The sequence below is a fragment of the Furfurilactobacillus sp. WILCCON 0119 genome (assembly GCF_053471565.1).
Genome location: NZ_JBPCCV010000003.1, coordinates 127,534 through 146,772 on the forward strand (window position 1 = coordinate 127,534; position 19,239 = coordinate 146,772).

Genomic DNA, 19,239 nt, shown 5'->3' on the forward strand with positions numbered 1-19,239 from the left:
GGAGGCTCAAAACTCATGAAAACAACGTACAATCGGCGGTTCCTGGTCGCAGCCGTCGTTATTAGCGCCTTTGTTACAATGCTCAACCAAACCATTCTCTCCGTGGCCCAGCCAAAGTTAATGACCGCATTTAGTCTGAGCACTGCGACCGTTCAATGGCTATCCACTGGTTACGCTCTGGTTAGTGGCGTTCTCATCCCCATCACCGCATGGCTGGCTGATCGGTATAATACGAAACACCTCTTTGTCACCACCGAACTCATCTTTTTATTTGGGACGATCATTGCGTCCTTTGCGCCAAGTTTTGGCTGGCTACTCCTCGGCCGCTTTGTCCAGGCCATGGGTGCCGGGATTCTTTCTGGGTTAGCCATGACCATTCTCTTTTCCGTCTACCCCAAGGATGAACGGAGTACCCCAACTGCCCTGCTCGGCATCGTCTTCGGTTTGGCACCAGCCGTCGGGCCCACACTAGGCGGGTGGTTAGTCGATACATGGGGCTGGCACTCCATCTTCATCGCAATGCTTCCCGTTATTATTTTAGCAGTCTTAATGGGGCTCTTCTTCATGGCCGACGTTGTGCCACACCGCGTCATTCCGCTTGATTGGCCCTCCGTAATTTACTCGATGAGTGGCTTTGGTCTATTACTCTTTGGTTTTTCAAACGTTGGTAATCACGGCTGGGGGGCCGCAAGTACCATTGCGCCAATTATCTGTGGGAGCATAATCACAGCGCTATTTTTGTTTCGGCAGGGGCGCATCAAAAATCCCATTCTTCAACTCCGGGTCTTTGGCCAGGGAAACTTTGCCCTCGCTGCTATTATCAGTGCAATTGCCCAAATCAGCATGGTTGCGGTTGAATTCATTCTGCCACTTTACTTGCAAAACGTCCGTAATTTAACGGCCTTCCAGTCTGGATTAACGCTTCTCCCCGGGGCCATCGTCATGTTCTTAATGAGTCCCCTCGCCGGAAAACTCTTAGGCGCCGGCAAGGGACGCACCATTGTAATTTTTGGGGTTCTCGTCATGACGCTCAGCACCTTAGCACTGACTTTCATTACGTTAACCACACCCATCTGGCTAGTCATCCTTGCCTACGCCATCCGCAATGTCGGCCTGTCATTTGTCATGATGCCAGCCAGTACGCTTGGCATGCAATCACTCCCCCGTGATTTAATCAGTCACGGGAGCTCCAGTAATAACATGGTGCGCCAGATTGGTGCGGCCATCGGAACGGCCATCCTTGTTTCGATTATGAGTAACGTTGCAACCACCACGTCACCAAGCGCCAAACTACTGCAAACGGATCGGCAAGCCTTCACAACGGGAATTCATCAAGCCCTTGTTAACGGTGCTCACGCCGCACTATGGGCTGCCACCGCAATTGGCGCCTTAGGTGTTATCCTCAGTTTGTTCTTAAAGTCAGATCAACAATTGAATCAGTAATATCAAAAAAGGCTGAACCCAAAAGATCATCTCGGGTTCAGCCTTTTAACGTTAGTCAAGCAGGTCACGATCCATTGGGTTCATAATCAAATTGATGATTAAGAATGCAGCTGTCACGATTCCAAAAAACGGAATGAAGTAGGTCACGATCACCGCCGGAACAAAGATTACATAGATCCAGTTGCGAATTTTCACCTTAAACCCGTTTGTTCGGCCCGCGATCACCCGGAGCCAGGAAAACATGACACTCCCAAGGACAATGATGAACACGTAAAACGTTTCTGGTTGCCACTTGTTGGGATACTCGCCGACCCATTTCACCGCATACGGCAAGAAGGAAATCACCAGTAGCCAGATTGCGTTTGCCCAGAAAATCCCGCCCGTGATTTTTTTCAGGCCAGCAAACAGATTGTGGTGGTTTAACCAAATCGCCATCAATTGGAGAAACGTAATCACATAAATAATGTAGGCCTGCCAATGACTGGCCAACGCGTGGTAAGAAAAGCTATTAAGATCTGGTAGCGACAGCACCAAAATCGTAGCAATGATTGCCAAAATTGCGTCGGTGTACGCCGTTAATCGTCCTTTACTCATTAGTTAACATCCCATCTTCATTTACTGTACATCCAGCTTATCATAATCACGTTGAACGGACCCGGTTAACTAAAATCTGCCTAAGGAAAAGGAGTGCTTACGACAATGCCAAAATCGAATTAGCCGTTGCCACAATGGTGTCAGCCACCGTGTACTGTGGGTGCCAATGTAAAACATCCGCTGCATGTTGACTCGACATTTGTCGTCTAACGTCTAATTCAGGAATGACATCACGCGCCTGCCCGTTAAACGGTGCCAACAGATAGATTGCCCAGTTTGGCAGTGTCACCCGCGGCAATTTCATGGGGGCCGTTACGCCGTTTGCTAAAATGGTGCCGATCCCCTTAAAACTTAGGGCCTGGCCGTTACTGATGATAAACCGTTGCCCAGCTGCCGCTGGTGTGGTCATTGCGAGGATGTGCGCAGAAACAAGGTCACGAACATCCACAATCGGCATGTAAAAATGAAGGTACCCTGGCATCGTGCCCTTAACCAAGCTTTCAATCAGCGAGTTTGATCCCGTGATGCGCGGGCCGATGACCGGACCCAAAACGGCAACCGGCAGCATTGTCACAAGCTCCATTTCTGGATGTGCCGTTGCAAATTTCCAGTCATCCTGTTCCGCCAACGTTTTACTCTTATAGTAAGCCGTAATTTTTGAATCAGGGGCGACGTTACTCCAGTCGCGTTCAGTATAAACATGATCGTTGTGGCTCTTGTCGTACCCCATCGCCACATCCCCAAAGGCCGCGGTCATCACCAGGCGCTTGACACCTGCGGAAGCAGCCGCCGTCAGGACGCGTTTAACCCCTTCACGGGCTGGAATAATGACATCATTTTCATCCTTGGGCATGGTCATTGGAAACGGAGACGCCACGTGGTAGACCCGATCCACACCAGTCATTGCGGCTGACCACCCTGCATCAGCGCTTAGGTCAGCTTGAACAAACGTTAAGTCGTCGAGGTGTGGCGCACCAAGACTTGCAATCGCTGCACGAGCTGACTCAGCCCGTTTCATGGATCGTAACGTGGCCCGCACCTGTTGTCCATCTGCTAAAAGCTGAGCGATTAAATATTCAGCGATATACCCTGAACCACCCGTTACCAACACCGTTTCTGTCATTTCATCTTTGCTCCTGTTCATTTTGATAAAATCAATTATAATGAAGTTCACTAATAGGATAAGATGTTCATTTATACTAGGATAAATCATAATAGGAAAGTGTGGTTTAATGTCATCAACACGTCAGCAAGAACTGGCCGATTTTTTAACAACGCGGCGGCAACGCCTGCAACCTAACCAGGTCGGCTTACCAACAACTGGCCACCGCCGAACGCCTGGGCTTCGGCGTGAAGAAGTAGCTGCTCTAGCCCACATGAGTCTGACCTGGTACACCTGGTTGGAGCAGGGCCGTGACATTCAGGTTTCTGAACAGATTGTGACCGGGCTGGTTGCCGCCCTTAAATTAAGCCCCGCCGAGGCTACCCATCTATTCACGTTAACGGGTGTTAATCAACCGACCACAACGCCACCGTTTACTGAACAAATCAACCCGATGCTCCAGCGGACCATTGACAGTTGGCCCCTCTCCGGCGTCGTCATTCTCGATCAACGCTGGAACTTTGTGGCCGTTAATACCCTCACAGCCCAATTTGCTTCAACAATTGTTGGTCATGCGCTTTTACACCGTAATCTGCTCCGCGAACTCTTTACGGATGAGGCCTTTCAACGGGTCATTGCTGACTGGCAAATCGTGGCCAGTAACATGGTGGGCCGGTTTCGCCAACAGTACGCAACGTTAACGACCGATGACGAATTAACAGCCTTCGTTCAGCAATTGCGCGCGGACAGTCCCCTTTTTGATCAACTCTGGCAAAAACATGACATCCGCCCTGAAATTGAACGCCATAAGACAATGTTTTTTCCTGTTGTTGGTGAAGTTCATTTCGATGAAACGAGCTTTATCGTTGGTGATAATGTTGATCTGCGGATGTACGTTTTCACCCCGGTTGAAACGGATGACACCATTCAAAAAATCAAATTGTCGCTCGATCACGATTAATGACGGGAGAGGACACAAAAATCCACTTAAGAAAATCATTCTTAGGTGGATTTTTTGACTTAACCATTTATTACCGTGATACTTTTAATTACTGCCGGTAGTAGTAACTTGAGGCAGGAAAATCTGAGTTTTGTTGTGAAATCGTTAACCGTGCTTTTGAGGTGTCTGATTGATCCCCCGCGGGGTTCTTAAACCCGGCCTGATATAATCCAATGGCTGCGGCACCAACGTAACCGTCCATCACATTCACATATGGCACACCACTCGTTTGTTCTGAGTTAGGCACCGTTTTAATGGTCATGTTCGCACCCGTTGTTCCATCAGCATTAATAGTCAACACGTCACCAGCGCCGTTCTTCCACGTCCCAACCATTGAGCTAATGTCACCGTTATCAATGGCCGCAACATTCAAATCACCCGCAGCGGCGCTCTTTGCAACCGCCGTCGTTGCTTTACTGGTTGCTGTCGCACTGGAACTTCCAGACGCTTTATCCGTCGAGCTAGATGATGACGCCGTAACGGACTGACTTGCCTGGCTAGAAGACTGTGTTGTGGCACTTGAAGAAGTGGCTAATTCTGATGAACTGGCCTTTTTGGATTCCTTTTGTGAACTAACCTTGCTGCTTCTTGAGGCACTACTTTGATCCGTTGAAGCAGTAGCACCCGTATTATTCCCGCATCCGGCTAATCCGGCACCCATTAATAATGCAACACCAAGTAACGCAACACGTAAGCGTGTCTTTTTCATGTTGATGATCCCCCAATCATGTAGTCAATTGACTAAAATAAATGAATTAATACAACCATTTTAACAGGTCACCTAAATTATACAAAAAATCATCGTACCTTAGGTCAATTAACCCATTTCTATATAAAAATAAAAGCATTTTAAAACTAACCCTATCGGTTCACCCCGTAAAACACTCTTAACCTCTTTATAAGGTTACCTTTACCCGTAACGTTCATAATCAAATAAATTTTAGAAATGAGGTCCGCTAATGAAAAAAGTAATCGGAAGTCTGATCGCAATTATTATCGCTGGTGCCATGATTATTGATGGTTATTTTTTATTCATCAAAGATCGTCTTACAAATCAACAAACAACATCCAGTCAAACAACCTCAAGCCAATCCACAACCAGCAATCTTAATAGTGCCAGCAGCAGTCGCACTCAGTCCGCTGGCACCTATAAAAGTGGCGTGTATACGGGCCAGGCAACTGCCACAAAATGGGGTGCCGTTCAGGTTCAAGCGACCATTAAGAACGGGAAGTTAACAACCGTAAAGGTCTTATCCTATCCGAATGATAACGACCATGATAAGCAAGTTAATGCCCGCGCGTTACCCATCTATAAATCAGAAGCGGTTAAAAAACAAAGTGCCAACATTCAACTTGTTTCAGGCGCTAGTGAAACGTATAAAGGCTTTACTGGTTCCCTTCAGGACGCATTAAATAAGGCGGCGATGTAATGAAAACAATTCAACTAACGGCCATGGCAATGCCATTCACCATTAAATTGGTTGCCCCAGCAACCCGGCCCCTGACAGCGGCACAGATCACGACCGTCCAGACCAACATTTTGACGTACTTAACACACATTGATGACGATTTTTCTCCCTTTAAAACTGATTCCCTAGTCTCCCGCTATCAACATGACCAACTGAAAGCTGCTGATTTCACCGCTGAATTTCAGGAAGTGTACGCATTCGCCGATACGGCCATGACCCTCACCAAGGGGGCGTTTAACCCCTTCTTTAACAATCACTACGATCCCACCGGTCTGGTCAAAGGGTGGGCCATTCAGCGGGCGTTTGAACGCTTTTTGCAGCCACACCTACTGGATGGCACGCTGGTCGCCGCGGCAATTAATGGTGCCGGTGACATGCAACTAGGTGTTGCAGAAGGCGAAACGTTTACTTGGCACATTGGCATTGAAGACCCGCAAGCACCTGACCACCTCTGCCATCAATATGCGCTCCAAAATGGCGCAATCGCAACTTCTGGAACCAGTCGCCATGGTGAACACATTGTTCGCACAGATCATCAAAAAACATTGCAACAAGCAACCATTCTGTCATTAGACCTCATTGAGGCTGACATTCTCGCCACCGCTGCGGTTTCAATGGGTCAATCAGCGTTTCTTCAATTTAGTCAGCAGTATTCAACCGCTGGCCTGCTCATTGATCAAAACGACTGTGCAATCGCTATTTAGGGAGGCTGATCCCATGTTGAAAAAAGTTCCTTACCTAAACGGACTCGTCTGGTTGGTGATTTTATTTGTTATCCCCCTACCGTTGATTCAGACACTCGCACTCGGTTTACCCACCATTTATTCAAGTGAAGCGTTAGCCATAGCCATTCAATTTGGGTCCATCGCGTACGTCTGGTTTTTTAGCAGCTATTTATCTAAGCACCCGGCCACGGTGGTTGGACCGGCTCATTGGCTTACCGAGTGTCTACTTCATCCACAGGATGCTCAGTATGTTTGCCATCGGTCTCGCCTATTTACACAAAACGGAGACGTCATCAGGTGGTTTAATCAAGCAGACTGGTGATTGGGCGTTTGACCTTTTCCTTGGCCTCATGCTCTACTCATTGATTTTTATGGCCGGTTGGCTAACCAGCCGGATCCCACTGTTAGACCAATTAAAGCACCGGCTTGAGGTGATTTTTCACCATGAACTCTCTATCTGGCTCCACCGGTTAAACTTAATTGCCGTGGCACTGGTCTTCCTTCACGTTCAATTAATTAGCTACGTGACGTCGATAACCAGTTTTATGATTTTCTTTGACGGTTACACCATTCTCGTGCTGGCTGCTTACCTCATTCACAAGGCCACCCACGTTTGGGGACTGCCCGCAGCCACCCTGGTTGATAAACGTGAACTAGCGCCCAACTTTTTTGAATTTCGGCTTCAACTTCAGCGGCCAAATCAGGTGACCATCAAGCCTGGTGACTACGTTTTTGTGAATTTTACAAACGTTGACCACCTAAAGGAACTTCATCCATTCTCCGTGGTCAATGCGGTAACCGAAACTGGTGAAATCGTTCTCGCAATTCGTGGTGATGGCGACTTTTCACGCCTCGTTCAGTCCCTTCCACTTGGCGCCAAGGCGGCTGTTGAGGGTGGTTTTGGGCGCTTCGCCGCCGTTTTAAAGGAACAACCAGCTGACCACCTGGTGCTCATTGCTGGCGGTTCTGGCATTGTTCCCATGTTGTCGCTCATCGCGGCCCATCCCCATCAAAAAATCACGCTGTATTACACAGCACACACAGAGCAAGAGTTGATCTATGCTGATGAACTCCGCCAGCTTGCGACGACCAGACCTGAATTAACCGTTCACCTTCAGGCCGGTCGGTTTGACGTTACCCAAACGGTCTCAACGTTTACGGTTCCAAACACAACGTACCTTCTGTCTGGTCCCCGTTTGCTCGGCCACACCTGGCGGCAAGCGTTGCACGCCCACGGGGTGTCACCAAACAAGGTTTACTATGAAGCGTTCAATTGGTAACTTGTTTGCCAGCCGCTTGCCCTAACGAACAGCTTCACGGCAAAACTAACTGTCCTGTAGTTAATCCCTGTTAAGTCAGTAACCTAAAGAGCTAAGACAAAAACCACCTTGGAGGCATTCACTTCCAAGGTGGTTTTTGTCTCGATATCATTGAAAAGTTTCCTAATCCGCTCGCCCTACTCGTTCCAACGCGGTCAATTCTGCTTCCGTCATCGCCATGTGGTCATTAAAGTGAGCAATCTTCCAGTGTAAATGGTCAATCGCAGCCTGCAGATCATCCCGTTTTTCTTCCATAATGGCCGCTTGCTCCGTTAGAATGGCCAATTCAGCCTTCCGGTTATCTTCCCCAGCGTCAAACAGCTGAATGTAGTTAAGCAATGCCTCAATCGGCATGCCTGCACCACGCATTTGTTTGACAAACATGATTCGACGAATGATGCGCTCATCAATTTCGCGAACCCCTGTCTCACTTCGATCAATCGGTGGAACCAGTCCTTCCTTTTCATAGTACCGAATCGTTGTTGACGAAACGCCCGTGAGCTCACTTGCACGTTTAATGTTCATCTTGTTTTCTCCTTTTAATGATGATCACGCCGTAAAATGTTTAAACTTGCCACCAGTGCCACCCCAACAAAGCCGGCCATCAGCCATAAGGCATGGTCAAAGGACGTCTGTGGCATTGCGTAGTGACTTGTTAACGCAACGATGACGGAGAGCCCAAATGAGCTTCCCACCTGGTGGACCGTATTAACAACACCAGACGCCGAACCAGCAATCGTCGCATCCGTATTCGCGACACCAGCGACCGTTAGCGGACTCAAAACAAACCCCTGACCAATCCCAATAATCACCATCGGTAGGCCAATTGCCAACCAATAACCTGCTTGAACCCCCATAACGGCGCCAAACACAATACCAATTAACGTTGTAATCATCCCAAACAGTAATAACTGTGTGTTTGTAAACCGACCGTTTAATCGTGATAACACCGTTGCGCTCACAAACTGTGGCACGGTTTCCGGCAAGAATCCGATGGCCGCCATTAATGGCGTGTAGCCATATACGTGCTGCATTGCCTGAGGCGTAAGGAAAAAGTAGCTGATCATTGCACCAAGAAAGAAGAACCGGGCAATGTATGCACTGGTTCTCTCGTTATTGGCAAACAATTGTAAGGGCATCAATGGCGCGTGGCTTCGCGCTTCCTGCCACACAAATAGTCCTAATGAAATCACCGCCACAATGCCGGCCCAGCCGGCCCCGGCATTACCGCTGACACTGTAGATCAGACCGGCTACACCGATGACAGACGTCACTGCGCCCCACCAATCAAGTGCCCTCGATTGACCGTTTTGGCGCTGAATAAACTTTGCGGAAAGCACTAGCATCGCTAAACCCAACGGCACGTTTAGTAAGAAGCCAACCCGCCAGGACAGGTAACTTGCGATAACACCCCCAATTACCAGACCAAAACTAGCGCCAAGCCCACCAGTTGCCCCATAGTAAGCAATTGCCCGAACACGCTGTGGTCCTTGGTAACTATCCATTAGTAGCGCTAACGTTGTTGGTGCCAAAATGGCAGACCCAACACCCTGGAGCGCCCGCATTGAAATAATCATCGTTGCGTTCGTTGCGAGCCCAACCATTAAGGAACCAATGCTAAAAATGACGAGTCCCCACATAAAGACCCGTTTCCGACCAAACAAATCACCCGCGCGGCCGCCCAGCAAGAGTAACCCACCAAACGTTAACGCATACGCGTTGGTGACCCAGGCAAGCGCCTGCGCGCCCATGTGTAGGTCTGCTGCAATTTTAACCGTACTGGTAAAAACGATTGAATTATCCAAAAGAATCATAAAATAGCTCAATAAAATAATTGGCAAAATGATGCCAAACCGCTTGTCTTTCATTGTGATGCCTCCGTTACTTAATTTAACGAAGACTAACTTTAGACCTTCCAGCGCACTCTAAGACAAGCCCTAATAACAACTTTTTTTACCATTGCCGCAAACGCGAAAAATGACGCAAGCCTCAGTTCAGGTAATGTAAACAGGCACCCATGGGCAAAAATCACCCATGAACTCTGGTTCTGACTGCCGCAAACGCGAAAAAAGACGCAGGCCTCAGTTCATCTAATGCAAGCGGGCACCCATGGGCAAAAATCACCCATGAATGCCTGTTTGCATTACCTGAAGCGGCCTAACCGCGTCTTTTTTCGCTCTGTCTTTTAATACCAGGCTGGTTTATCGCCATCCGTTCCCGGTTTATCCACACCCAGTGATGCGCCCACGTAGTCCGTCGGTGCCAGTGCAATTTTTGCCACCAACGTTCCGATACTCTTTCGTGAGACCTCAGTTCCCTTAAATGGCTCACCCTTTTGCGTCAGTTCATAATCAACTTCATCATTATTCTGCAACCATGCTGGCCGAATGATCGTGTAATCCAGATCACTTTCTTCAATCACCTGTGCGGCCGCCCGGTACGTCGGCAAATACCCGTCATCCAACATCTGGTGGTTCCACTCACCGTATTTCCCCGGAACCTCGTCATAAATCCCCAACGTTGAAATCCAGATCAACCGCCGGACACCGGTTTGCTTCATTGCGCTGACAACTGCCTGCGCTTGGGCCTCAATGTTTCGGCCCGCCAAGTTTGCGTACACCACATCGACGCCATTCATTGCGGCTGTTAAATCAGCCACGTTAGCAGCATCGCCCTCAACAACCGTTTCCCGGGCGTTGTCCACATCCGTTAGTTTTCTAGCATGATGGGCAAATAGCGTTAATTGCGTCGTTTGGTCCGCCAAAAGTGCTGCTCGTGCAAATTGAGCAATTCGACCACTGGCACCTAAAATTAAGATTCGACTCATTTTATTGACCTCCGTTAGTAAAAAATGATTGGGTTTTCTTTTAACTGTAATTATAAATATTACAGTTAAAATCTCAAGCATAAACACTCCCATTACTAAAATTCACCAAAGAATTCCCAATTACGGCCACCAGCAACAAATAAAAAATTATATTATTAATACGAGGTTGGGCCAGTTTCAGCCGGGCTCACGACAAATTCACGGAGGCTTCGTTAACATGGTTTATACATATTGTCCCACTTGTGGCACCAAATTGATTGAAAAGGAGGCTGGTGACGACGGGCTAACCCCTTATTGCTCAAGCTGCCAGCGCTTTTGGTTTCCCACCTTCGCGGATTGCGTGATTGTTTTAGTTGCCGATGAATTCGACGACGTGGCCCTAGTTAAAATGCCGTACCTTTCAACAGACTATAAGTCACTCATTAGTGGGTACATGAAACCCGGTGAAACCGCTGAACAAGCAGCCATAAGAGAGGTCGACGAAGAACTAGGGATTTCCTTAGATCATGTTGCTTACGCCGGGACGTACTGGTTCTCCAAAACAGAGACCCTGATGCATGGCTACACGGCGGTAACATCTAAACAACCACTGACAAAATCAGCAGAGCTCGCCGTGGCCGACTGGATCCCTAAGCAGGACGTCTTACAGCAGATGTTCCCTGACAGCCCAGATAATGCCGCCGTTGCCATTTTTAAACAGTATTTTGCTTCAACAAAATAGCCACGGCTCATCTCTTACTTGAACTCACAACTAAACAAGCACCCAGCGACGTTTAACCGCCGCTGGGTGCTTGTTTTACATAATTGACTGAAGCATGGCTAAATCAGCCGCCACTAACTCCTGTTTTCCTGGGAACCGCCGAATGTACGACGGATGGAACAGCGGCAAAATCGAATAGGTTGTTTTTCCCGGCTGGAATCGCTTTGTTGCCGGATGCCACTCCATGATGGGGCTCTTTAACAGTTGTCCATGAACCTGCGAGATTTTCAGCTTGTTCCCTAACAATCGCTGAAGGCCCGTGTTTCCAAGTGGCACCAACAAACGACCAGTTAACGCCGCCAACTCGTGGTCGAGGAGCGGCGCAAACTGGGCAATCTCAGCGCTTGTTGGCTTTCGGTCTCGCTTACGCCCGTTCGTTTCGCTAAACGGCCGGGCCCGAACCGCCCCCGTCAGGTAGAGTTCGTCCCTGGTCACACCAATTTTGGCCAACCAGTCGTCCAGTGTCGCACCAGCTGGGCCTTGAAACGGATGCCCCACCGCCGCTTCTGTCGCCCCGGGTGCCTCACTAACCAACACAAACCGTGGGGTTAGCGACCCTTCACTCGGGACAAATCCTTCTAGTGTTGGCGATTCAGCAATCCATTCTTTAGCCGTTTTGATTTCTTCTGTTGTTAATAACGTTGCCATCTTTAGCCCTCCCGTTGCCAGAACGTAGCGATTTGTGCTGTGAGTTGTTGAACACTGCCAACCTGTTGCCAGTGTTGCCAATGCTGCGGGAAAATTTGCCGATACCGTGGTTGGGCAAACCGTTGATCCATCAGCACCACGATTCCACGATCATGCCGACTACGAATCAATCGTCCTGCCGCTTGGAGCACATTATTAAACCCGGGTAACTGGTACGCAAATTCAAACCCGCGGCCATTGTTCCCGTTGAAATAATCCTTAATTAAATCCGTTTCTGAGTTCAACCCTGGCAGACCCACGCTCACAATGCCCACCCCAATCAACCGGTCAGCAGGCAGATCGATCCCCTCCGAAAAGATTCCGCCGAGGACCGCAAACCCCACCAACGATTTCGCCGGGGCAGCCTGAAATTCTGCAAGAAAGGCGTCCCGATCATCGCCGGTCATGCCCACCGTTTGCCGAATGATTGTCATCGTTGGGTGAGCTTGTTCAAACGCTGTGGCCACCGTTTCAAGATACCCATACGAGGGAAAGAAGATCAGGTAGTTTCCGGTTTGCCCATCAATCAGTGCCTCGATGCTCGCCAACAGTGCCGCTTGGTTTGCCGTTCGCTCCCGATAAGTCGTTTGAAGATAGTCGGTCACCAAAATTTCTTGATGTTCTGGCACAAACGGTGAGGGCAGCTGATAGGTAAGTCCATCTTGATCCACACCCAGGACGCGCTGATAGTAGGCCAATGGTGAAACCGTTGCGGAAAACAAGACCGCCCCACGCCCTAAATGAAGCGACCGGTTGAGAAATGAGCTGGGATCTAAACACACCAAACGCACCGCCACCCCCTGGTTCGTTTTGAAGATTCTGGTCCGGTACATCGGACCATATTCCTCACATAAATGTAGATAATTTAAACACGCAAAGTATAGATCCAGCACAACGCTTAAATCGTTGTCATCCGGATGTTTCGGAAGCCACCGCCCCAAAAAGAGGACAAACCGTTCCACTGCCTGACTAAACGTTGTTAGCTCCGGTTGCGACACCAGTTCTTCTTGATGTTGCTCGGTTAATAATTGTTTGAAGTCCTTAAACGTTCGTGCCAGTGCATTCACCTGTCGATGGAACCGCCGATCACTCTTATACAGCGGTTTAAGCGCTAAAACGGCCCGTTCCGTTACCGTGATTGAATACATTTCACGGGCGCGATTCACCAAATTATGCACTTCATCCACAAGGAAAAAGTTATCCTCATCCGCATCACTGAAGAAGCGTTGCAGGTACACCTGGGGATCAAACAAATAGTTATAATCGCAGATAATCACGTCGCAAAACACACTGGCATCCAGTGAAAATTCAAACGGATCCAGCGTGTACTTTCGGGCGTACGTTTCAATCACCGCACGAGTCAACTGATTTTCGTGCGCTAAAATATCCATTAACGCTGGCTTCAAGCGGTCGTAGTAGCCCAACATAAACGGATTATCCACTGGTAAAACATCTGCTTCCTCTGGGAACGTAATCGTCTCTTTGGCCGTTAGTGTGATGCTCTTTAGAGCAAGCCCATCAGTCGCCATTAGGGCAAGGGCGTCTTCCGCAACACGGCGGGTACTTTGCTTTGCCGTTAGGTAGAACGTGCGTTGGATGAGGCCCGTGCCCATTGCCTTAATGGTTGGAAAAAGCGTTGAAATTGTCTTCCCCGTTCCCGTGGGCGCCTCCACCAGCAACTGTTTCTTAAGCATGATGGTTTTGTACACGGCGACAGCCAGCTCATGCTGACCATTTCGATACTCCGGATACGGAAACGCCAGTGCATTGATCGACTCATCCCGTTGTTTTCGCAAATCTGCCCGTAAGATCAACCACGCTTCGTATTCGTCAATTAGCTGTTGAAAAAACGTTTCAGCATCCGTCAACGTCAGCACTTGCTCCGTCACGGTAATGGCGTCGTCCTCCACCTGATAGTGGGTGAGTTGAAGCGTAACCGCAGTCAGTTCCCGCTCCTTCATGAGCAAGTATCCATAAACTTTCGCCTGACCCCAGTACAAGGCCAGCGTACTCTCCGGCACATCTTCAAACGCTAATCCAGACGTCTTGATTTCCTCAATGTGCACCGTTTCATCCGTCGTAAAAATCCCATCAGCACGACCATGAACAGAATATTCTTGACCATTCATCATCACCGGGATTTTCAGACCAACTTCCTTTTGGTAATCAGGATGGGCCGCCAACCGTTCTGTTTGTAATTCCTTATGGATCCGTGCGCCCATTTGCGCCGTGTTATGACTACCATCCGTTTGCGGATTTAAGTCCCCGCTCCGTAAGACGAATTCCACCAGTTCCCGAATGCCTAGTTTAATGCTTGCCAAAAAAGGTTCACCTCCTGCCGTTTAAAAATGTCTTTGTCTACTTTAGCACAGCCCGGGGGCAGACCCTAGTGAACCCCGTTTAAAGTTGATGTGACACGAGTAGTTGGTATAGCGTTCGAACCTCGTCAAGACTTGGTGTTGGCGATAACGCCGCTATTTGGCTAGCAAACGCCCATAACGTTGCCCCCATGCACGCCCCAATCAGTTGCCGGTGCGCTGCTTGATGGTCCCGCAACGTTAAGACGTTTAAAACTTCACCGGTTAACAGTTGTTCAGCCGCCTCGCGTTGATTCGCCCACTGAAGCAGGCGAATCAGCTGTCCGTGTTCTCGAATCAATGCCGTAATAATTGTTGTCCCTTGCTCAAAATCAATGCTTGCTCGGGCATCGACCCGCTGTTCAAACTGATGAAGGACAGCCATTAACGCAACGATCAACACATCCCCAAGGTTTTGATACCGGCGATAAAATGTTGCCCGGCTAACGCCAGCATTAGCCACGATTTCTGTGACCGTTACCGTGTTAAACGGGCGCCCAGCCTGGTAGGCCGCCGTAAGGGTCGTCATCACTGCCGCGTGTGTTTTCATAATGCGCGCATCAACGACCAATTGGTGATCAAGATTTATTTTTACTGTTTTCATACGAGACATTATACGCCATTTGTCTCACATCGTGATTGGTCTTCATCGTGGAACGCCCTACAATTTAGTTATTCAAATTAATCCAGCAACTTTATAAAGGAGTCCACCATGAAACTAATTACCGTTGAAGAACACTTTGAATCCGCCACCGTTACCGCCGCCATTCAAGCGGCAAACGGCACTACTGGTGCGATCCCAACAATGAGCCCAGAAATGCGCCACTACATGCAGACCGAGCTGCCCAGTCCTGCCTTAATGCAGGATGTGACCAGCGAACGGCTGGCCTACATGGATCAGCACGGCATTGATATGCAATTACTGTCTTACGGAAATTCATCACCACAAAACTTGGCACCAGACGTTGCCATTCCGCTTTGTAAACTGGCTAACGATGAACTCGCTAGCGTGATTGCCGCCAACCCAACCCGGTTTGCTGGCCTAGCGGTTCTCCCAGTCGGCGATCCAACCGCTGCGGCTGCGGAACTGCACCACGCGGTCACAAAACTTGGGCTCAAGGGTGTTCTGCTCAAGGGCAATTACGATAACCGCTTCTTTGACGACCCCTTCTTTTTGCCAATCTTCCAGGCGGCAAGCGACCTTGACGTCCCCGTTTACTTCCACCCGTCATTCATCCCGGCCAGCGTTACACACCACTATTATGAAAACGACAATTGGTCTGATTTAACCACCGGTATCTTGAGTTTCGCTGGGTTCGGTTGGCACATGGATGTCGGCATCCAGGTCATGCGAATGATTGTCAGTGGGATTTTTGACAAGTTTCCAAACCTCAAACTGGTGTCCGGCCACTGGGGTGAAATGGTGCCAATGTTCCTCGAACGCCTTGATGACGAGCTTACCGGTCACACACCACTAAAGCGGTCCTTTGCCGATTACTACAGAAAGAACGTGTATGTTTCACCAAGCGGAATGTTAACGAAACCGCAACTAGATTTCATGCTCGCTGAAATGGGCCCGGAGCACTTGCTCTACGCCATCGATTATCCATACAAGCAACCAGCAAACGCGGAAACGTTCTTGCAAACGAGTGGCTTGTCGGAAACGACCCAGGAATTGATCGCGCATGGAAACGCGGAACGAATTTTTAAGATCAGAGCGAATCACCATGCGGTTAGGCTCACTCAGGTAACATCAAACAGGCACTTACGGACTGCTTTTGGTCCGTGAGTGCCTGTTTGATGTTAGATGAGACGGAGTCTGCACGGTGATTCGCGTTTTCAACCAGAAAACTAGTCAACTGTCACTCAATTAAAGTGAAGCGCACTTGGCCCATGATGCCTATTTGTGTTAGATGAGACGGAGCCTGCATGGTGATTCGCGTTTTCAATCAAATAACCAAAACAAGACCTCGTCGACAAAAGAAACTGTCTACGAGGCCGAGTAACACCTTTTAAATTAACGATCCGCACCCAACCGCTTCAGCACCCGGGCCGGGTTGCCACCAATGACCACGTTATCCCCAAAAGAATGCGTCACCACGCTCCCGGCTCCCACGATCACGTTATTCCCAAGCGTTACACCCGGACAAATGATGGCGCCACCGCCAACCCACACGTCATCCCCAAGTGTGATCGGTTTGCCAATCCCCTTAGCGCCATTTCGGCGAAGCAACGGGTCCTCTGGATGATTAACCGAGTACAGCTGAACGTGCGGGCCCAGCAAACAGTGCTGCCCAATTCGAATCGGGGCGACGTCCAGCATCACACAGTCGTAGTTAGCAAAAAAGTCATCGCCAATGTAGATGTTGCTGCCATAATCGCACCGAAACGTCGCGTGAACGCTACACTTAGGCCCGCTCGCGCCAAACAGACCTTTAATAATGGCCGCACTGGCTGCTGGGTTCGTTTCCCCCAGCGCATTAAACCGCTCCACCTGTTCTCTCGCCGCTGCTCGTCGTGCCACAAGGTCATGATCGTAAACGTCGAAAAGCCGGCCAGCCCGCATGTCATCATATACTGTCATTGTCGTTCTCCTTTAATTTAGCGAGCTGTGACAAAGTCCTACCAGTGATAACGCGTTCCAAGGCCCAGAGAATTCCGCTTAAACTGGAATGACCGATTTTCCAAGGTTCGGAAAATCGGTCATTCCTATTTAATGCTCATTCTCTAACCGGGCCTTATCACAGCTCGTTTTTTCTTAGTCGATCACAACTGATTTCACGTTTAACATGGTTGCCAAGTCGTTGATCTGCTCTTCATCCAGCGCAAACGTGAAGACCGTGTGGTGACCACCACCGTTTTCGATCCACTTAGTTGCCCCGGCCTTTAAACCAACCGTTGGTGTCCACAATTGCTTAGCAACTGGTAAATGTGGTGTCTCTGCTTCTGGTTTATTAGCAGCAACTGGGTAACTGATAAACTTAAAGCCATCACGGAAATCTGAAACGGTCACGTCAATGGCGGCCCCTTCAGAACCAGTGAAGACCAACCGGGCAGGATCAGCTTTTCCACCGATGTCCAATGGGTGAACTTCGACCCGTGGTTTGTCGCTAGCAATGGATGGGTCCACTTCCAGCATGTGTGAACCAAGAATGGCTTCGTGACCCTTACGTAAGTCCAACGTGTAGTCTTCCATGAACGCTGTCTTTTCGTTGTGCGCCATGATCTTCAGTAAGCGGCCCAAAGCAGCGGTCTTCCAGTCACCTTCGGCCCCAAAGCCGTAGCCGTCACGCATTAACAATTGTGCAGCTAACCCAGGCAAGGCTTCCATGCCCCACAAGTCTTCAAAGTTAGTGGTGAAGGCCGTGTAGCCGCCACGATCCATGAATCGTTTGATGCCAAGGTATTGGGCGAGTTGAACCCGAACGGCCCGTTTGTAACTGTCGGCGTCATTGTCGCCCTGAACCATCGTGTACTTGGCTTCCAGCGCTTCGTATTCACGATCAATGTCCGCGTCGCTCACCTGGCTAATTTCTTGAACCAGGTCACCAATGCCGTAGTAATCAACGGTCCAACCCAAGTCGATTTGGGCTTCAACCTTATCACCTTCGGTAACGGCAACATTTCTCATGGTGTCCCCAAAACGGCAAACCTTCAGTTTGAAACTTTCATTGTAGGCCACGGCAACATCTTCCCACTTGGCAATTTCAGTTTGCGTTTCGTCGTCACCCCAGAAACCGTACACGATCTTGTTCCGAATGCCTAACCGGGCGTTTAAGTAGCCGTATTCACGGTCACCATGGGCACTTTGATTCAAGTTCATGTAATCGAAATCAATCGTGTCGTACGGAATATTGTTCAGGTATTGTGTGGCAAGGTGTAACAGTGGTTTTTGTAATAATTTCGTCCCGCGGATCCAGTTCTTGGCTGGGGAGAAAGTGTGCATCCACGTGATGACACCAGCGACGTTATCATTGTAGTTCACGTCTTTCATAAATTGGGTAATGCCATCGGCGGTGGTCATTACATCCTTAAAGACCACCTTGTACGGCAATTTTCCACTGGCGTTTAATTTATCAACAATGTCCTTGGCATCCTTGGCGACTTCTTGTAATTGTTCTTCACCATAAAGGTGTTGACTACCAGTAACAAACCAAAATTCATAATCAGGTACAGCTAACATAATGAGCACTCCTTTTTATTGTCAGTAATGGTTACGATTCATGCACCGCATGTGTTTTCGACTGTGCATTGTTCTGTCCGTAGTACGCGTTATCGCCGTGCTTACGGTAGTAATGTTTATCCAATAAGTATTGTGGCAACTCAATGTTGTTGCGGGTCAACTGCAACGCGTGGTAATCCTCTTCGGCCACCACTTCAAGTACCTTGGCGTTATAAACGGCCTTCGCCGGCGTCGGTCCCCAGGCGAACGGGCCGTGTTGGCTCACCAGGGCGGCGGGAACGGCCTCGTAGTCCATGCCCCGTTCGGCAAACGTTTTAACGATCGTCTTCCCGGTGTTGCCCTCGTAGTCTTCTTCGATTTCTTCCTTCGTCAACGCATCCGCGGCGGGCACATCACCGAAAAAGGTGTCGGCAGCCGTCGTGTTGAGCGCTGGCACGTCCATCCCCGCAGCCGCAAACGAAACGGCCCATGGTGAGTGGGTGTGCACGATTCCGCCAACGTTTGGAAATGCGTTATACAACACTGTGTGGGTTGGTGTATCACTCGATGGGTTCATGTTCCCTTCGACCACCTCACCTTTAAGGTTAACCACCACCATGTCTGCCGGCGTCAGATCGTTGTAATCCACACCGGAAGGCTTAATGACAAACAGTCCGCGGTCGCGGTCAATTCCGGAAACGTTGCCCCATGTAAACGTCACAAGGCCCAGCTCTGGGAGTTGCATGTTTGCGTCATAAACTTCTTGCTTTAATTTTTCTAACATTTGTCAACCT

At 49.2% G+C, this 19,239-nt stretch carries 19 protein-coding genes; 7 read left to right on the top strand and 12 right to left on the bottom strand.

What is annotated here, in order from left to right; all coding sequences use genetic code 11:
• The first annotated feature begins 15 nt into the window (after positions 1-15).
• Positions 16-1,443, top strand: coding sequence for an MDR family MFS transporter (locus ACRYI5_RS06140; RefSeq protein WP_448224637.1), 1,428 nt, complete (start codon positions 16-18; stop codon positions 1,441-1,443).
• A gap of 51 nt (positions 1,444-1,494) precedes the next feature.
• On the opposite strand, the gene ACRYI5_RS06145 is transcribed toward ACRYI5_RS06140, so the two are convergent.
• On the bottom strand, positions 1,495-2,037 hold the full coding sequence (locus ACRYI5_RS06145; protein ID WP_448224638.1) for a TMEM175 family protein: 543 nt from the start codon (positions 2,035-2,037) through the stop codon (positions 1,495-1,497).
• A 97-nt stretch (positions 2,038-2,134) separates the two neighbouring features.
• On the bottom strand, positions 2,135-3,160 hold the full coding sequence (locus ACRYI5_RS06150) for an NAD-dependent epimerase/dehydratase family protein (protein ID WP_448224639.1): 1,026 nt from the start codon (positions 3,158-3,160) through the stop codon (positions 2,135-2,137).
• A gap of 109 nt (positions 3,161-3,269) precedes the next feature.
• Here ACRYI5_RS06150 and ACRYI5_RS06155 point away from each other — a divergent pair, with 109 nt between their 5' ends.
• Positions 3,270-4,100, top strand: coding sequence for a helix-turn-helix transcriptional regulator (locus ACRYI5_RS06155; RefSeq protein WP_448224640.1), 831 nt, complete (start codon positions 3,270-3,272; stop codon positions 4,098-4,100).
• 88 nt (positions 4,101-4,188) lie between these two features.
• On the opposite strand, the gene ACRYI5_RS06160 is transcribed toward ACRYI5_RS06155, so the two are convergent.
• Positions 4,189-4,848, bottom strand: a complete 660-nt coding sequence (locus tag ACRYI5_RS06160; protein WP_448224641.1) for a DUF6287 domain-containing protein — start codon at positions 4,846-4,848, stop codon at positions 4,189-4,191.
• A 250-nt stretch (positions 4,849-5,098) separates the two neighbouring features.
• Between ACRYI5_RS06160 and ACRYI5_RS06165 the strand changes: the two genes are divergently transcribed.
• From ACRYI5_RS06165 to ACRYI5_RS06175, 3 genes are all read left to right on the top strand, one after another.
• Complete coding sequence (locus ACRYI5_RS06165) at positions 5,099-5,569, top strand: FMN-binding protein (protein WP_448224642.1); 471 nt, start codon at positions 5,099-5,101, stop codon at positions 5,567-5,569.
• Positions 5,569-6,312 carry an FAD:protein FMN transferase gene (locus ACRYI5_RS06170; protein WP_448224643.1) on the top strand — a complete coding sequence of 248 codons (744 nt, stop codon included), beginning with the start codon at positions 5,569-5,571 and terminating at the stop codon, positions 6,310-6,312. Before ACRYI5_RS06165 ends, ACRYI5_RS06170 begins: the two co-directional genes overlap by 1 nt.
• Positions 6,313-6,581: 269 nt before the next feature.
• Complete coding sequence (locus tag ACRYI5_RS06175; RefSeq protein WP_448224644.1) at positions 6,582-7,613, top strand: FAD-binding oxidoreductase; 1,032 nt, start codon at positions 6,582-6,584, stop codon at positions 7,611-7,613.
• A 162-nt stretch (positions 7,614-7,775) separates the two neighbouring features.
• Here ACRYI5_RS06175 and ACRYI5_RS06180 read toward each other — a convergent pair whose 3' ends face one another.
• From ACRYI5_RS06180 to ACRYI5_RS06190, 3 genes are all read right to left on the bottom strand, one after another.
• Positions 7,776-8,177, bottom strand: coding sequence for a MerR family transcriptional regulator (locus ACRYI5_RS06180; protein WP_448224645.1), 402 nt, complete (start codon positions 8,175-8,177; stop codon positions 7,776-7,778).
• 14 nt (positions 8,178-8,191) lie between these two features.
• A complete protein-coding gene (locus ACRYI5_RS06185) occupies positions 8,192-9,520 on the bottom strand; it encodes an MFS transporter (protein WP_448224646.1) in 1,329 nt (442 codons plus the stop codon).
• A 317-nt stretch (positions 9,521-9,837) separates the two neighbouring features.
• A complete protein-coding gene (locus ACRYI5_RS06190) occupies positions 9,838-10,479 on the bottom strand; it encodes an SDR family oxidoreductase (protein ID WP_448224647.1) in 642 nt (213 codons plus the stop codon).
• 340 nt (positions 10,480-10,819) lie between these two features.
• Here ACRYI5_RS06190 and ACRYI5_RS06195 point away from each other — a divergent pair, with 340 nt between their 5' ends.
• Positions 10,820-11,200: an NAD(+) diphosphatase gene (locus ACRYI5_RS06195; protein ID WP_448224648.1), complete on the top strand. Its 381-nt coding sequence runs from the start codon at positions 10,820-10,822 to the stop codon at positions 11,198-11,200.
• A gap of 75 nt (positions 11,201-11,275) precedes the next feature.
• Here the strand turns inward: ACRYI5_RS06195 and ACRYI5_RS06200 are convergent, their stop codons facing one another.
• From ACRYI5_RS06200 to ACRYI5_RS06210, 3 genes are all read right to left on the bottom strand, one after another.
• Positions 11,276-11,887, bottom strand: a complete 612-nt coding sequence (locus ACRYI5_RS06200) for a uracil-DNA glycosylase (RefSeq protein ID WP_448224649.1) — start codon at positions 11,885-11,887, stop codon at positions 11,276-11,278.
• 2 nt (positions 11,888-11,889) lie between these two features.
• Entirely contained in the window at positions 11,890-14,247 is a 2,358-nt protein-coding gene (locus ACRYI5_RS06205; protein WP_448224650.1) for an ATP-dependent DNA helicase, read from the bottom strand.
• A 79-nt stretch (positions 14,248-14,326) separates the two neighbouring features.
• A complete protein-coding gene (locus tag ACRYI5_RS06210) occupies positions 14,327-14,833 on the bottom strand; it encodes a TetR/AcrR family transcriptional regulator (RefSeq protein WP_448224651.1) in 507 nt (168 codons plus the stop codon).
• 162 nt (positions 14,834-14,995) lie between these two features.
• Between ACRYI5_RS06210 and ACRYI5_RS06215 the strand changes: the two genes are divergently transcribed.
• Positions 14,996-16,072, top strand: a complete 1,077-nt coding sequence (locus ACRYI5_RS06215) for an amidohydrolase family protein (protein WP_448224652.1) — start codon at positions 14,996-14,998, stop codon at positions 16,070-16,072.
• A gap of 228 nt (positions 16,073-16,300) precedes the next feature.
• On the opposite strand, the gene ACRYI5_RS06220 is transcribed toward ACRYI5_RS06215, so the two are convergent.
• The 3 genes from ACRYI5_RS06220 to ACRYI5_RS06230 all read right to left on the bottom strand — a co-directional run bounded on the left by ACRYI5_RS06220 (position 16,301) and on the right by ACRYI5_RS06230 (position 19,229).
• Positions 16,301-16,867, bottom strand: coding sequence for a sugar O-acetyltransferase (locus ACRYI5_RS06220; protein WP_448224653.1), 567 nt, complete (start codon positions 16,865-16,867; stop codon positions 16,301-16,303).
• Between the two features lie 174 nt (positions 16,868-17,041).
• Positions 17,042-18,466 carry an L-arabinose isomerase gene (gene araA / locus ACRYI5_RS06225; protein ID WP_448224654.1) on the bottom strand — a complete coding sequence of 475 codons (1,425 nt, stop codon included), beginning with the start codon at positions 18,464-18,466 and terminating at the stop codon, positions 17,042-17,044.
• Between the two features lie 31 nt (positions 18,467-18,497).
• Entirely contained in the window at positions 18,498-19,229 is a 732-nt protein-coding gene (locus ACRYI5_RS06230; protein WP_407880323.1) for an L-ribulose-5-phosphate 4-epimerase, read from the bottom strand.
• Between the last annotated feature and the right edge of the window lie 10 nt (positions 19,230-19,239).

Bases quoted from the DNA above. Each gene is read 5' to 3' on its own strand.
- ACRYI5_RS06140 (WP_448224637.1), top strand. From the start codon at position 16: ATGAAAACAACGTACAATCGGCGGTTCCTGGTCGCAGCCGTCGTTATT.
- ACRYI5_RS06145 (WP_448224638.1), bottom strand. From the start codon at position 2,037: ATGAGTAAAGGACGATTAACGGCGTACACCGACGCAATTTTGGCAATC.
- ACRYI5_RS06150 (WP_448224639.1), bottom strand. From the start codon at position 3,160: ATGACAGAAACGGTGTTGGTAACGGGTGGTTCAGGGTATATCGCTGAA.
- ACRYI5_RS06155 (WP_448224640.1), top strand. From the start codon at position 3,270: ATGTCATCAACACGTCAGCAAGAACTGGCCGATTTTTTAACAACGCGG.
- ACRYI5_RS06160 (WP_448224641.1), bottom strand. From the start codon at position 4,848: ATGAAAAAGACACGCTTACGTGTTGCGTTACTTGGTGTTGCATTATTA.
- ACRYI5_RS06165 (WP_448224642.1), top strand. From the start codon at position 5,099: ATGAAAAAAGTAATCGGAAGTCTGATCGCAATTATTATCGCTGGTGCC.
- ACRYI5_RS06170 (WP_448224643.1), top strand. From the start codon at position 5,569: ATGAAAACAATTCAACTAACGGCCATGGCAATGCCATTCACCATTAAA.
- ACRYI5_RS06175 (WP_448224644.1), top strand. From the start codon at position 6,582: ATGTTTGCCATCGGTCTCGCCTATTTACACAAAACGGAGACGTCATCA.
- ACRYI5_RS06180 (WP_448224645.1), bottom strand. From the start codon at position 8,177: ATGAACATTAAACGTGCAAGTGAGCTCACGGGCGTTTCGTCAACAACG.
- ACRYI5_RS06185 (WP_448224646.1), bottom strand. From the start codon at position 9,520: ATGAAAGACAAGCGGTTTGGCATCATTTTGCCAATTATTTTATTGAGC.
- ACRYI5_RS06190 (WP_448224647.1), bottom strand. From the start codon at position 10,479: ATGAGTCGAATCTTAATTTTAGGTGCCAGTGGTCGAATTGCTCAATTT.
- ACRYI5_RS06200 (WP_448224649.1), bottom strand. From the start codon at position 11,887: ATGGCAACGTTATTAACAACAGAAGAAATCAAAACGGCTAAAGAATGG.
- ACRYI5_RS06210 (WP_448224651.1), bottom strand. From the start codon at position 14,833: ATGAAAACACACGCGGCAGTGATGACGACCCTTACGGCGGCCTACCAG.
- ACRYI5_RS06215 (WP_448224652.1), top strand. From the start codon at position 14,996: ATGAAACTAATTACCGTTGAAGAACACTTTGAATCCGCCACCGTTACC.
- ACRYI5_RS06220 (WP_448224653.1), bottom strand. From the start codon at position 16,867: ATGACAGTATATGATGACATGCGGGCTGGCCGGCTTTTCGACGTTTAC.
- araA (WP_448224654.1), bottom strand. From the start codon at position 18,466: ATGTTAGCTGTACCTGATTATGAATTTTGGTTTGTTACTGGTAGTCAA.
- ACRYI5_RS06230 (WP_407880323.1), bottom strand. From the start codon at position 19,229: ATGTTAGAAAAATTAAAGCAAGAAGTTTATGACGCAAACATGCAACTC.